This is a genomic window from Paenibacillus foliorum (assembly GCF_013141765.1).
GTDB lineage: Bacteria > Bacillota > Bacilli > Paenibacillales > NBRC-103111 > Paenibacillus_S > Paenibacillus_S foliorum.
In genome coordinates this window covers 14,587-28,127 of the sequence record NZ_WHOD01000135.1, presented here as the reverse complement: position 1 = coordinate 28,127, position 13,541 = coordinate 14,587, and the positions used below count along the sequence as shown (strand labels likewise).

Annotated in this window: 12 protein-coding genes and 1 riboswitch; all 12 genes read left to right on the top strand. The window is 48.8% G+C overall.

Going from position 1 to position 13,541, the window contains the following annotated elements; translation table 11 throughout:
* Window positions 1-26: 26 nt before the first annotated feature.
* The 12 genes from GC093_RS35295 to GC093_RS35240 all read left to right on the top strand — a co-directional run bounded on the left by GC093_RS35295 (window position 27) and on the right by GC093_RS35240 (window position 13,485).
* Window positions 27-719 carry a DUF6483 family protein gene (locus GC093_RS35295; protein WP_171656646.1) on the top strand — a complete coding sequence of 231 codons (693 nt, stop codon included), beginning with the start codon at window positions 27-29 and terminating at the stop codon, window positions 717-719.
* A 117-nt stretch (window positions 720-836) separates the two neighbouring features.
* A riboswitch (purine riboswitch) is annotated at window positions 837-938 on the top strand.
* 197 nt (window positions 939-1,135) lie between these two features.
* Window positions 1,136-1,621: a 5-(carboxyamino)imidazole ribonucleotide mutase gene (purE, locus tag GC093_RS35290; RefSeq protein WP_171656645.1), complete on the top strand. Its 486-nt coding sequence runs from the start codon at window positions 1,136-1,138 to the stop codon at window positions 1,619-1,621.
* Window positions 1,618-2,808 (top strand): 5-(carboxyamino)imidazole ribonucleotide synthase, encoded by a 1,191-nt coding sequence (gene purK, locus GC093_RS35285; protein ID WP_171656644.1) that lies wholly within the window; start codon window positions 1,618-1,620, stop codon window positions 2,806-2,808. The genes purE and purK overlap by 4 nt, the downstream gene beginning before the upstream one ends.
* Before the next feature lie 25 nt (window positions 2,809-2,833).
* Entirely contained in the window at window positions 2,834-4,129 is a 1,296-nt protein-coding gene (purB, locus tag GC093_RS35280) for an adenylosuccinate lyase (protein ID WP_171656643.1), read from the top strand.
* 222 nt (window positions 4,130-4,351) lie between these two features.
* Entirely contained in the window at window positions 4,352-5,236 is an 885-nt protein-coding gene (locus GC093_RS35275; protein WP_171656642.1) for a phosphoribosylaminoimidazolesuccinocarboxamide synthase, read from the top strand.
* A 130-nt stretch (window positions 5,237-5,366) separates the two neighbouring features.
* Complete coding sequence (purS, locus tag GC093_RS35270) at window positions 5,367-5,609, top strand: phosphoribosylformylglycinamidine synthase subunit PurS (RefSeq protein WP_171656641.1); 243 nt, start codon at window positions 5,367-5,369, stop codon at window positions 5,607-5,609.
* Window positions 5,610-5,639: 30 nt separating this feature from the next.
* Window positions 5,640-6,335, top strand: a complete 696-nt coding sequence (gene purQ / locus GC093_RS35265) for a phosphoribosylformylglycinamidine synthase subunit PurQ (RefSeq protein WP_171656640.1) — start codon at window positions 5,640-5,642, stop codon at window positions 6,333-6,335.
* Window positions 6,313-8,556: a phosphoribosylformylglycinamidine synthase subunit PurL gene (purL, locus tag GC093_RS35260; RefSeq protein WP_171656639.1), complete on the top strand. Its 2,244-nt coding sequence runs from the start codon at window positions 6,313-6,315 to the stop codon at window positions 8,554-8,556. The genes purQ and purL overlap by 23 nt, the downstream gene beginning before the upstream one ends.
* Window positions 8,541-10,025, top strand: coding sequence for an amidophosphoribosyltransferase (gene purF / locus GC093_RS35255; RefSeq protein ID WP_171656638.1), 1,485 nt, complete (start codon window positions 8,541-8,543; stop codon window positions 10,023-10,025). The genes purL and purF overlap by 16 nt, the downstream gene beginning before the upstream one ends.
* 576 nt (window positions 10,026-10,601) lie before the next feature.
* Complete coding sequence (purM, locus tag GC093_RS35250) at window positions 10,602-11,642, top strand: phosphoribosylformylglycinamidine cyclo-ligase (RefSeq protein WP_171656637.1); 1,041 nt, start codon at window positions 10,602-10,604, stop codon at window positions 11,640-11,642.
* Entirely contained in the window at window positions 11,639-12,292 is a 654-nt protein-coding gene (gene purN / locus GC093_RS35245; protein ID WP_171656636.1) for a phosphoribosylglycinamide formyltransferase, read from the top strand. Before purM ends, purN begins: the two co-directional genes overlap by 4 nt.
* A gap of 14 nt (window positions 12,293-12,306) precedes the next feature.
* Complete coding sequence (locus GC093_RS35240; RefSeq protein ID WP_171656635.1) at window positions 12,307-13,485, top strand: phosphoribosylaminoimidazolecarboxamide formyltransferase; 1,179 nt, start codon at window positions 12,307-12,309, stop codon at window positions 13,483-13,485.
* The last annotated feature ends 56 nt before the right edge of the window (window positions 13,486-13,541 follow it).

The window sequence follows — 13,541 nt, the reverse complement described above, 5'->3', positions numbered from 1 at the left end:
AGCTGTTTTAGAACGGAGGAATCGGGATGTACCAAAGAGACTATCTGCTGCGAATGATCGAACAATTCAGCGTGGTGCTGGGCAAAGTTATTTTTCAGCGGCGAAATCAACGGTTTACCGAGGCATTGGAGCTGCTGGCACAATCGATGAAACAGCTGCTGGGGCTGAATTCGAAGCTCGTACGCGCTTTATCAGCAAAAGACTTAATCTCTTTGTTGTCCACACAAGGACATTTTGATGCGGGGAAGGGATTGCTTCTTAGCGACATGCTGAAGGCAGAAAGCGAGGTGCTGCTTGAAAACGGACAGGAAGCGGACGGATGGGGATGTCGGTTGAAGTCTATAGAGCTGCTGCTTGAAATAAACCGTCTTGCTGAGGCGGATGAGTATAAGGTGGATATAAAGGAAAGAATTTTTGAGTTATTGCCTAAAATGCAGCATTATCGGATGCCACCACGGATAACGGAATTATTGATGAATTATTATTCGGAGAATGGACAATTGGCGAAAGCTGAGGATATGCTGTTTTTTCTGCTTGAGGATGATCCTGATAATGAGGTTCTGCTTGAACAAGGGCTGCAAATGGTTGAAAAGTGGCTGGAACCTACTGTAGATGAGCTGTCAGCAGGGGATTTGACCGCCGAAGAAATTCACGGAATCTATGAGATACTTATCAAATTGAAACAAAATGGAAGCAAGTGGAATGAATATGACCAATGATTCAGATGAAATGCGAACTTTTTAAGGTTGAATTTCACATATCGTTCGTCTTTTTAGGTTGACATGAACCTTTGATCACTGGTAAACTAAAAACGTAAAAGTTACCTGCTATTATTAGCTAAAAATGTCGATGCGTCTCGTATAATGTCGGGGATATGGCCCGTAAGTATCTACCCAGAAACCTTTAATTTTTGGACTACGAGTAGCGTGAACAGAAAGGTCAGCACAATGGTGCTAGGCCTTAGCTTGCGCTTGGGTTTATTCTTGTCGTCCTGTTGATAGGCTGCTTATGGGGATTGTCGATTTAGTTGAAGGGGAAGTACTTACGGAATACCTTACAATCGACTTCTTGTGTTAGGCGTTCTATTTGCCGGGCGTTTTTGTTTTTTATATAGTGAAAACCATGGAGGTTCGAAATGTCTGTTCTTGTAGGAGTCATTATGGGAAGCAAGTCGGATTGGGAAACCATGAAGCACGCTTGCGACATGTTGGAAGAGCTTGGGGTTCCTTATGAGAAAAAGGTTGTATCAGCCCACCGTACGCCAGACCTGATGTTTGATTATGCGGCATCGGCGGCTGAACGAGGATTAAAGGTCATTATTGCAGGAGCGGGTGGAGCCGCTCATCTACCCGGTATGGTTGCCGCGAAAACGGAGCTGCCGGTTATTGGCGTTCCTGTCAAAACGTCCACGCTTAACGGGTTAGACTCGCTGCTGTCCATTGTACAGATGCCGGGAGGCATTCCGGTAGCTACTGTAGCGATAGGCCACGCTGGTGCAACAAATGCAGGTTTATTAGCAGCACAAATCATCGGGGCTTTCGACCCTGAGCTGCAGCAAAAGGTACGTGATCGCCGCGAGCGCACCCGCCAAGCGGTAATCGAAAGCAGCGTGCTGGAATGAGTGACAAGGGGAACGGCGTTATGGATGCGACAAAGGTGATTCGTCCAGGAGGCACCATCGGTGTTCTGGGCGGTGGACAGCTAGGTCGAATGCTTGCATTATCGGGTCGCGCGATGGGCTATCGCTTCGTCACGCTGGACCCAACGCCGGACTCGCCTTGCGGTCAGGTGGCCGATCGGCAAATTACGGCGGATTACCACGATGTGGAGGCTGCCCGAGCGCTCGCAGAGGAGTCGGACGTTATCACGTATGAGTTCGAAAACGTCGATGCCGATGTTACAGAGCTATTGATGGCGGAGTCCTACGTGCCGCAGGGCAGCAAGCTGCTGTACACAACACAGCATCGTCTGCGTGAGAAGCGTGCGATTGAAGCTGCGGGCGTGAAGGTTGCACCGTATGCGGAAATCAACAGTGCGGCTGAACTGCACGAAGCCGTGACACGTTTTGGCACACCTTGTGTGCTTAAGACTGCAACGGGCGGCTATGATGGCAAAGGGCAGTGGGTTATCCGCTCGCTTGATGAGGTGGAGGAAGCTTACGAAACGTTGAGCCGGGCTAAGACGGAGCTTGTTTTGGAACAGTTTATCCACTTTGAGAAAGAGCTCTCTGTCATTGCGGCTAGAAGTCCGCGAGGGGAAGTGAAGACTTTCCCGGCAGCGGAAAATATACATGTCAATAATATTTTGCATCTATCTATAGTTCCTGCCCGGACATCGGAGCACATTCAGCAGGAAGCAGAGCGTCTGGCAATGCAAATCGCTGAATCTATGGGCGTGATTGGGCTGATTGCTGTTGAGCTGTTTTTGACCGAGGAAGGTGAATTATTCGTCAACGAGCTGGCGCCACGGCCGCATAACTCCGGTCACTATACGATGGAGGCGTGCAAAACCTCGCAGTTCGAGCAGCATGTACGAGCCATATGCAATCTGCCTTTGGGTTCAACAGAGCTCCTGACGCCGGTTGTGATGGGCAATGTGCTCGGACAGCACGTCGAGCCTCTGCTTGATTGGATTGTACAGCCTGAATCGGAGCAGCAAGCTGATGGAGTAACGGCTAAAGTTCATCTGTACGGCAAGCATGAAGCCAAGCATAACCGCAAGATGGGGCATGTGAACGTACTAGCTGGTTCAGTTGATGAGGCATTGCAATGGATAGAGGCTTCAAACATATGGAAAACTAACGAATAGTGTATAGAAGCGGAGGATTTTATCAATGATTGATCGTTACAGCAGGCCAGAAATGGCGCGCATTTGGACTGAAGAAAATAAATTTAATGCATGGCTGGAGGTCGAGCTTCTCTCTTGTGAGGCATGGGCCGAGCTAGGCGTTATCCCTAAGGAAGATGTAGTGGAGCTGCGTAAGAATGCGGCTTTTGATATCGACCGTATTTATGAAATCGAGCAGGAAACTCGTCATGATGTTATTGCTTTTACTCGCGCAGTTTCTGAAAAAGTAGGTCCGGAGCGCAAATGGGTACATTACGGATTGACATCCACTGACGTTGTGGACACGGCACTTGGGTATTTGCTGCGTCAGGCTAATGAAATTTTGGAAAAAGACTTATTGAACTTCATCGAGATTTTGAAGGACAAGGCCGTTCAGTATAAAGATACTCCGATGATGGGACGTACACATGGCGTTCATGCAGAGCCAACTACATTTGGTCTGAAAATGGCATTGTGGTGGGAAGAAATGAAACGTAACCTGGAGCGTTTCCGTTTCGCCGCTGATGGCGTGCAATACGGAAAAATTTCTGGCGCTGTTGGTACTTACGCGAATATTGATCCGTTTGTTGAAACCTATGTTTGCGAGAAATTGGGAACAAAAGCAGCACCAATCTCTACTCAAACCTTGCAGCGTGATCGCCATGCTGAATATATGGCCACATTGGCTTTGATAGCAACATCGATGGACAAGTTCGCAACGGAAATTCGCGCTCTGCAAAAAAGCGAATTCCGCGAGGTGGAAGAAGCTTTTGCTAAGGGTCAAAAAGGTTCGTCAGCGATGCCTCATAAACGTAATCCGATCGGCTGCGAGAGTATTTCCGGTTTGTCCCGTGTAATCCGCGGTCATATGATCTCGGCATATGAGAATGTTACGCTGTGGCATGAGCGCGATATTTCGCACTCCTCTGTTGAGCGGATCATCTTGCCGGATGCTACCATCCTGCTTAACTACATGCTGAACCGTTTCGGTAACATTGTGAAGAACTTGACAGTGTTCCCGGAAAACATGAAGCGCAACATGCAAAGCACTTATGGCGTGCCTTTCTCAGGCCGCGTTATGACGAAGCTGATCGATAAAGGCTTCAGCCGTGAACAAGCGTATGACACCGTTCAGCCGCGCGCGATGCAAGCTTGGGAAGAGCAGCGTTCGTTCCGCGATATCGTGGAGAACGCATCAGTCATCCGCGAGCAGTTAAGCCTTGAAGAAATTGAAGATTGCTTCAACCCTAGCTGGCACTTGAAGCATGTGGATACTATCTTCACACGTTTGGGTCTGAATTAATTCTTTCTATATTAATTCTTTCTATTTATATAAAATTTCGGTGTTTAGAGCCTGATTAGGGCGGGCAAGTAAAGATACCGGAAAGTTTACGGGACTCTTTTTGAAGCTGTGTTACCACGACTTAATCTAATCAAAGTAACACAGCTTCAATAGAGTCTGGAGGTACTTTACTGCTCGCTAGGCATCAGGCTTTAAACACCATTCAGGGGAGGACCACGAACCATGGTCTCAACAAAAGCAATATCGAGTGCCGAATCCTATGTAACAGCGCCTTTACTCTACAAAGGCAAGGTACGTGAGCTGTATGATTTGGGCGAGCATTACTTAATCGCGGTAACGGATCGCATCTCGGCTTTTGACTGGGTGCTGTCTCCAGCCGTGCCGGATAAAGGCAACGTGCTCAACAGCTTGAGCGCGTTCTGGTTCAAGCAAACGGCTCATCTGATGCCGAACCATGTGGTACACACCGATGTCGACCAACTGGGTGACATCGTAACAGACCGCGAGATTATGAAGGATCGCTTCATGGTTACGAAAAAGGCTGAGCGCATCGACATCGAATGCGTAGTGCGCGGCTACATTACAGGCGGCGGCTGGCGCCAGTACGAAAAAACCGGCGAAGTCAACGGCCACAAGCTGCCGGAAGGCCTTCGCAAAAACGAACGCTTCGCCAAGCCGATCTTCACGCCTGCAGCGAAAAACGACGTCGGCCACGATGAGGATATCTCGATCGAGCGGATGAAAGAGCTGGTTGGCGCTGAGTTGACGGATCAGCTAGAAGCGAAGAGTATCATGCTGTATGAGTTCGCTCGTCAATTCTGTGAGGAACGCGGCATCATTCTGGCAGATACGAAATTCGAATTTGGCCTGATTGACGGGGAAATCATTTTGATCGATGAAATTTTCACCCCGGATTCTTCTCGCTTCTGGGCCAAAGAAAACTACGCTTACGATATCGAGATTGACGGCATGGATAAAGAGCCTGTGCGTACCTACTTGTCCAGTACCGACTGGGATAAGAATAGCGAGCCGGATCCTTTGCCGCTTGATGTGGTGGAGGAAACCTCCCGCCGTTATAGAAACATTTTGGATCGATTGGTGAAGTAGAAAAAGCTTACGAGAACTGATTTGTGTTTTTTATATAAAATTGAGACGGTTGAAAGTGTAAAAGGTACATCTGTTTCCGAAAAATGCACTTTTCAATCGTCTCCATCCCACTTTAGGAGGATTCACCTCAATGTTAAAAGCAACCGTTTATGTAACGATCAAACAAAGCGTACTCGATCCGCAAGGGGTTGCGGTACAAGGCGCGCTTCACTCTATGGGTTTTGATGAAGTAGGCAAAGTACGTGTAGGTAAATACTTGGAGCTGGAGCTTGGGACAAGCGACCGTGCTGAAGCGGAGCAACGCGTGAAAGCAATGTGCGAGAAGCTTTTAGCTAATACCGTTATTGAAGATTACCGCTACGAATTGGTATAGAAGGCAACCAAAGTGAAGGAGGACCATGTGATGAATTTCGCAGTACTGGTATTTCCAGGCTCCAATTGTGATATTGATTGCTACAAAGCAGTTGAAGAAACGATCGGCCAACCTGTTGAATATGTATGGCATACCGAAACGGATTTATCTAAATATGATGGCATTATCGTTCCCGGAGGATTTTCTTATGGGGACTACTTGCGCTGTGGCGCCATTGCGCGTTTTGCTCCAGTCATGACTGCACTCGTTCAGGCGGCAGAACAAGGCAAATACATTATCGGCATCTGTAATGGATTCCAAATTCTGCTTGAATCCGGCTTACTGCCGGGGGCAATGCTGCGTAACGAATCCCTTAAATTCCGTTGTCATGCAGCTATGCTGCAGGTAGAAAATACGAATACGCCGTTCACGGCGGAATACAAGCAAGGCGAATTGATCAATATTCCAATCGCACACGGTGAAGGCAACTACTACTGTGACGATGCAACTCTAGCAGAGCTTAAAGCCAATAACCAAATCGTGTTCCGTTACGAAGCGGGTAACAACCCGAACGGATCCGTTGATGATATAGCGGGAATTTGCAACAAAGCAGGCAACGTGCTTGGCATGATGCCGCATCCGGAGCGTGCGATTCATGAGCTGTTAGGCTCAGCAGATGGCAAACGGATGTTTACTTCGATTTTGAGCACATGGAGGGAAAAACATGGCGCAGCAGTTAACAGCTAAGGAGCCAACCGCAGAACAAATCGCGGAGCAGAAAATATATAAGCAAATGGGTGTAACCGATGCAGAGTTCGATAAAATCTGTGGGTTCCTAGGTCGCCAACCGAACTATGTGGAAATCGGCGTGTTCAGCGTTATGTGGTCTGAGCATTGCTCTTACAAAAATTCAAAGCCAGTGCTTCGTAAATTTCCAATCACAGGTCCTCGCGTATTGATGGGTCCCGGTGAGGGCGCGGGGATCGTCGATATTGGTGATAACCAAGCGGTTGTATTTAAAATAGAGAGTCATAATCACCCTTCGGCAATCGAGCCTTTCCAAGGTGCGGCAACAGGTGTCGGTGGCATTATCCGTGATATTTTCTCCATGGGTGCGCGTCCTATAGCCGTGCTGAACAGCTTGCGCTTCGGTCGTTTGGAGAATGAACGTGTTAAATATTTGTTCGAGCATGTAGTTTCAGGGATTGCAGGCTACGGTAACTGTATCGGGATTCCTACGGTTGGCGGCGAAATTATGTTTGACGAGAGCTACGAAGGTAATCCTCTTGTTAACGCAATGTGTGTAGGTCTAATCGATCACGATAAGATTCAAAAGGGTGTCGCTAAAGGCGTAGGCAACCCAGTGTTCTACGTTGGACCGGCAACGGGCCGCGATGGCATCCACGGTGCTACATTTGCTTCTGAAGAGCTGACAGCCGAATCCGAAGCGAAGCGTCCTGCGGTGCAGGTTGGCGATCCGTTCATGGAGAAGCTGGTGTTGGAAGCTTGTCTCGATTTGATCAATTCAGGTATCGTGCTTGGTATTCAAGATATGGGCGCAGCGGGCCTTACATGCTCGAGTGCGGAGATGGCAAGTAAAGCCGGGAACGGTATGGAGCTGTACCTGGATGAAGTGCCGCAGCGTGAAGTTGGCATGACGCCATATGAAATGATGCTGTCGGAATCTCAAGAGCGGATGCTGTTCGTTGTTGAGCCGAAGGATGAAGATCAGGCGAGAGCGATTTTTGAACGCTGGGGCTTGCATTGCGCGAAGGTTGGTAAAGTATCGAATGACGGCCGTTTGAAGCTGTTCCATGGCGGTGAAATGGTTGCCGATATGCCGGTAACAGCGTTAGTTGATGAGTGCCCAGTGTACAACAAGCCTTCCCAAGTGCCTGCTTATTATTTGGAGAATGCATCCGTAGATACAAATCGCTATGCAGAAGTAACGGATTTGAATGGTGCATTAAATAAAGTATTGGCTTCACCTACGGTAGCGAGCAAAGAATGGGTATATAATCAATATGACTACATGGTGCGTACCAGCACAGCGGTTCGTCCGGGGTCAGATGCAGCGGTAGTAACGATTCAAGGCTCACGTAAAGCGTTGTCCATGTCCACGGATTGCAACGGACGTTTCGTATTCTTGGATCCTGAAGTGGGCGGTATGATCGCTGTAGCTGAAGCTGCGCGTAATAACGTGTGCTCGGGTGGTGAACCGCTGGCCATTACGGATAACCTTAACTTCGGCAGTCCGGAAAAACCAGAAATTTTCTGGCAGCTTGAGAAAGCGGCCGATGGTATATCCGAGGCTTGCCGTAAGCTGAATTCTCCGGTTATCGGAGGTAACGTCAGCTTGTACAACGAGAATTCAAAAGGCGCGATCTACCCAACACCGGTTATCGGTATGGTCGGACTAGTTCACGATACAGATCATATTACAACTCAAGGCTTCAAAAAAGAAGGCGACATCATCCTCGTGCTCGGCCAAACGAAAGCAGAATTGGGCGGCAGCGAGTTCCAATATGTCATTCATGGCGTTACTGAAGGACGTCCTCCGCAAATTGATCTCGATGTTGAGAAAAAACTGCTGGATACCGTTCTAGGCGCTATTCAAAAAGGTCTTGTAGCTTCTGCGCATGACTTGTCTGAAGGTGGTTTGGCTGTGGCGTTGGCTGAGAGCTGCATGAGCGGTCGTCTTGGTGCAGAAGTCAACTTCAACACAGAGCTTCGCAATGATATTGCATTATTCAGTGAGAGTCAGTCTCGTATATTGTTAAGCGCATCTCCAGAAAAGGCTGCTGAATTGAAGCAGTTGATCGAACAGCAAGGGGTGCCTTATCAGGAATTAGGTCAAGTCCAAGGCAAAGAACTGCTAATCCAAGTTAACGCTAAACCAGTCATCCAAGCAGCGGTTACTCAATTAGAAAAGGTTTGGAAGGATGCGATTCCATGTCTGATGAAATAAAGACATCGCAAGAGCTATGGACAGGACGTTTCTATAATGATGGAATCAACAGTCATGATGGGCTGTTTGACAAGCTTCGTGAGGAGTGTGGTGTTTTCGGAGTGTTCGGTCACTCCGAGGCAGCATCACTCTCCTATTACGGATTGCATGCTCTGCAGCATCGCGGCCAAGAGAGCGCGGGTATCTGCGTAGCTGATGGTGCTGGATTTAAATATCACCGTGGCATGGGCTTGGTCAAAGAAGTATTCGTTAATGACACCTTGAGTACATTAGTCGGTACTTCAGCGATTGCTCATGTTCGTTATTCCACAGCTGGAGAGAGCAAGCTGGCTAACGCACAGCCGCTTATTTTCAAATACCGCGGCGGTGATCTTGCGATTGCTACTAACGGTAACTTGACTAACGCGGCGGCGATTAAGCATGATCTCGAAAACCAAGGCTCTATTTTCCAAACGACAAGCGATACGGAAGTAGTAGCGCACTTAATAGCTCGCTCGAAACACGATGACATTGTAATGGCAGTCAAGGAAGCTCTGCTGAAGGTAGACGGGGCTTACGCCTTCTTGTTCCAAACCAAGGACAAGTTGATTGCTGCTCGGGATCCTCACGGTTTGCGTCCTTTTGTAATGGGGCGGTTGGGGAATGCGTATTTATTTGCTTCCGAGACCTGTGCGTTTGATGCGGTAGGCGGAACTTACTATCGTGATGTAGAGCCGGGTGAGCTGCTCGTAATCGATACGAAAAGCGGGTTTGTTGAGGACCGCTTCTCACCAATCAAGCAGCGCGCAATCTGCGCTATGGAGTACATTTACTTTGCACGTCCAGACAGCGATATAGATTCAATCAATATCCACTCTGCTCGCAAGCGGATGGGGCGTCAGCTGGCGCTTGAAGCGTTCGTTGACGCTGATATCGTAACCGGCGTGCCGGATTCCAGTATTTCAGCGGCTATCGGCTATGCTGAGCAGACGGGCATCCCTTACGAGTTGGGGCTGATCAAGAACCGCTACACTGGCCGGACGTTTATCCAACCGAGCCAGGAGCTGCGTGAGCAGGGCGTTAAGATGAAGCTGAGCGCGGTGCGCAGCATCGTAGCTGGCAAACGTGTAGTCATGATCGATGACTCCATCGTTCGCGGCACGACTTCTCTTCGCATCGTAAACCTGCTGCGTGAAGCGGGAGCAACAGAAGTCCACGTGCGTATCAGCTCGCCGCCGTTCATGAATCCTTGCTATTACGGCATCGATACGCCGGACCGCAAGGAGCTGATCGCCGCGCAGAAGTCGATCGAAGAAATCCGCCAGGCGATCAACGCCGATTCGCTGCATTTCTTGAGCAAGGATGGCCTGCTGGGTTCCATCGGCCGTCCGAATGTGGAGCTGAACCGCGGCCACTGTACCGCCTGTTTTGACAACAGCTACCCGACTCGTATCACTGAAGAAACTGAGATCGGCTGTGGCTGCGACTAGGGTGTTGACAGGAGTCTGATCGGTTGGCAAACATAGTGAATTTTGATTCATGCGGTCTGTGATTCCGGAAAAGAGATGGCATTCCACCGCTGTTGAAATACAATCTGCCATTATTACTATTTATAGGTATCAGATTTATTTCAAAGGCGGACGTTACACTTTCCATGCCATTCTCTTTCCCTCCATCACCTCCAATGAATCAAAATTCACAAGCATATCTCTCACAGACTCCTGTCTGTGAGGAGTAGAGAGAAATGGCGGGGGAGGTCGTCCCGACCCCGCCCTAACCTATAAAACGCACGGTTGTAGCGCGCGTTTTGCCTTTCGATCTGTGGTCTGGCTCTGAGGAAACGATCGCCTATGAGGCGGAGGTCTGTGTGCCAGCCGGAGAGTTTACGAGCCGCCTTTGAATGTGTGTTCCTGCGTCCTAATCTAATCAAGGGAACACGCATTCAACAGCGGCCGTAGGCGGCACACAGACCGGAGTCGGCTAAGGCGACGTATTAGGGTTTCTAGTTTCGAGCCACCTCATTCGAACAGTAAAATCGCACAACAACCCAAAAGGAGATGATCCAAGTGTCGGATGCATATAAGAAGGCCGGAGTTGACATAGCGGCAGGTAACGAAGCCGTAGAACGAATGAAAAAGCACGTGAAAACAACCTTCCGTCCCGAAGTGATGACGGATTTGGGTGGATTCGGCGGGCTTTTCGGCTTGAATAAGGATAAATACGACGAGCCTGTGCTAGTTTCCGGTACAGACGGCGTAGGCACGAAGCTGAAGATTGCTTTTGCCATGGATAAGCACGATACGATTGGTATCGATGCTGTGGCGATGTGCGTGAATGATATTATCGTACAAGGTGCGGAGCCGCTTTTCTTCCTCGACTACTTGGCTTGCGACAAAGTTATTCCTGAGAAAATCGAATCGATCATCAAAGGTATTAGCGATGGCTGCGTGCAGTCCGGCTGTGCTCTAATCGGCGGTGAAACGGCAGAAATGCCAGGGATGTATTCCGAAGGCGAGTATGATATTGCAGGCTTCACAGTTGGCGTAGTGGACAAGAAGAAAATCATCAATGGTTCCACCATTCGTCCGGGCGATGTAGTTATCGGCCTTGCTTCCACAGGTGTACACAGTAACGGCTTCTCGCTTGTACGCAGGCTGCTGCTTGAGGAAAAAGGCTACAGCTTACATGATCACGTAGACGCTTTGGGTGCTAAGCTGGGTGATGTGATTCTGGAGCCGACTAAGATTTATGTGAAGTCCGTTCTTGCAGCTTTGGAGAAGGTAGAGCTCAAAGGTCTTGCACACATTACAGGTGGCGGTTTTATCGAGAATATCCCACGCATGCTTCCCGATGATGTCAACGTGGATATCGACTACGGCTCATGGCCGATTCTGCCTATCTTCCAGTTGATGCAGCAAGAGGGTGGCATCAGCAATAATGATATGTTCCGTACCTTTAACATGGGTATCGGTATGGTTATCGTTGTATCTGAGCAGCAGGCAGCGGAAGCCTCAGCTATTTTCGAACAGCACGGAGAAAAAGTATACACGCTGGGTCGGGTAACAGCCGGTGAGCGGATTGTGACGTTTCAAGGAGCGGTAGTATGACGAAACCGTTTCGCATCGCCGTTTTCGCGTCCGGTAGCGGCTCGAATTTTCAGGCAATCGCGGATGCGGTGAATGCAGGCAGGCTTGCAGGTGACTCCGTCACCAGCTCGTCCATGCAACCGAGGCTCGATGTTCGCATCGAGCTTCTTGTATGTGACAGACCGAAGGCTCAAGTGGTGGAACGAGCGAGGCAATTAGGGGTGCCGGCGTTTGTGTTTCGCCCGAAGGACTATGCAGATCGCGAAGCTTACGAGAAAGAAATATTAGAGCGGCTGCAGGCGCTTGAGATCGATTTGGTAGTGATGGCCGGTTATATGCGTCTTATTACAAATGTGCTGGTCGAGCCGCTGTATGGGCGTCTGATCAATATTCACCCATCGCTGCTGCCGTCTTTTCCGGGCTTAGACGCCATTAAACAAGCTATGGATTATGGTGTTAAGACGACGGGAGTTACGGTACATTACGTAGATGGCGGTATGGATACAGGGCCTATTATCGCACAACGAAGTGTTGAAATTACGCCTCAGGATACGGAAGAAAGCTTGGCTGCACGCATTCATGAGATAGAGCATGTGCTGCTGCCTCAAGTCATAGAGCGAATTGCTAGAGGACAGGTTCAATTGCAAGGGAATATCACTATAACCAGTTAGGAAGGGATAAACCAATGAGTAACTCGAACGAGCTTCATTTGCGCTATGGCATGAATCCGCACCAAAAGGAAGCAAAAATCTACAGTGAGAACGGCAAGCTGCCTCTTACCGTAGTAAATGGCGATCCTGGCTTTATTAATTTGTTAGATGCTCTTAACAGCTACCAGCTTGCAAGAGAGCTAAGACTGGCAACAGGGCTTCCTGCAGCCGCTTCATTTAAGCATGTTAGCCCGGCTGGAGCCGCTGTCTATGCACCGCTTAGCCCAGAATTGGCCAAAGCTTACTTCGTTGAAGGCTTAGAGCTGTCACCGCTTGCAACAGCCTATGCTAGAGCTAGAGGAGCAGATCGGATGTCATCATTCGGCGATTGTGCTGCGCTTAGCGATATTGTTGATGCCTCAACTGCAAGACTTCTAAAACGTGAAGTGTCTGATCTGGTCGTTGCTCCGGGTTATACGGAAGAAGCTTTGCAAATTTTGAAAGAAAAGAAAAACGGCGGTTACTTAATTTTGCAAATAGATCCGGAATATGTGGCGAACCCTGTTGAAAAACGTAATTTGTTCGGCATGACCTTGGAGCAGCAACGCAACAATGCAGTGATTGATGAATCCGCACTAACTAACATTGTTACAAAAAATAAAGATTTACCGGAATCGGCCAAAAGAGACATGCTTGTAAGCCTGGTCACTTTGAAATATACACAGTCCAATTCAATTTGCTATGCGCTTGATGGTCAAACCATCGGTATTGGAGCTGGACAACAATCCAGAATTCATTGCACTCGTCTAGCGGGTGATAAAACGGACCGTTGGTTCCTTCGTCAGCACCCAAAAGCACTTTCGATGGCATTCCGTCCGGGCTTATCCCGTGCTGAGCAGAACAACGCGATCGATCTTTGGCTGGAGGATGAAGTTACTTCCGTAGAGAATGCAAGCTGGGAGAGCTGCTTCTCGGAAGTGCCGCCACGTTTGACACGTGAGGAGAAGCGTGAGTGGTTGAATAAGCTGCAGGGGGTTACCTACGGATCGGATGCATTCCTTCCATTCCGTGATAACATCGACCGTGCTAGCCGCAGCGGTGTGAAATACGTTGTTCAGGCGGGCAGCTCTATGCGTGATGAAGAGGTTGTACAAGCAGCTAATGATTATGATATGGTCATGACTTATTCAGGCGTGCGTCTGTTCCATCATTAGAAAATAGTGCTTTACGAAGCAAGCTTTTACTAAATCAAAACTCAGCACAAGCTTAC

Coding starts and splice junctions, on each gene's coding strand:
- GC093_RS35295 (WP_171656646.1), top strand. CDS start 27: ATGTACCAAAGAGACTATCTGCTGCGAATGATCGAACAATTCAGCGTG.
- purE (WP_171656645.1), top strand. CDS start 1,136: ATGTCTGTTCTTGTAGGAGTCATTATGGGAAGCAAGTCGGATTGGGAA.
- purK (WP_171656644.1), top strand. CDS start 1,618: ATGAGTGACAAGGGGAACGGCGTTATGGATGCGACAAAGGTGATTCGT.
- purB (WP_171656643.1), top strand. CDS start 2,834: ATGATTGATCGTTACAGCAGGCCAGAAATGGCGCGCATTTGGACTGAA.
- GC093_RS35275 (WP_171656642.1), top strand. CDS start 4,352: ATGGTCTCAACAAAAGCAATATCGAGTGCCGAATCCTATGTAACAGCG.
- purS (WP_171656641.1), top strand. CDS start 5,367: ATGTTAAAAGCAACCGTTTATGTAACGATCAAACAAAGCGTACTCGAT.
- purQ (WP_171656640.1), top strand. CDS start 5,640: ATGAATTTCGCAGTACTGGTATTTCCAGGCTCCAATTGTGATATTGAT.
- purL (WP_171656639.1), top strand. CDS start 6,313: ATGGCGCAGCAGTTAACAGCTAAGGAGCCAACCGCAGAACAAATCGCG.
- purF (WP_171656638.1), top strand. CDS start 8,541: ATGTCTGATGAAATAAAGACATCGCAAGAGCTATGGACAGGACGTTTC.
- purN (WP_171656636.1), top strand. CDS start 11,639: ATGACGAAACCGTTTCGCATCGCCGTTTTCGCGTCCGGTAGCGGCTCG.
- GC093_RS35240 (WP_171656635.1), top strand. CDS start 12,307: ATGAGTAACTCGAACGAGCTTCATTTGCGCTATGGCATGAATCCGCAC.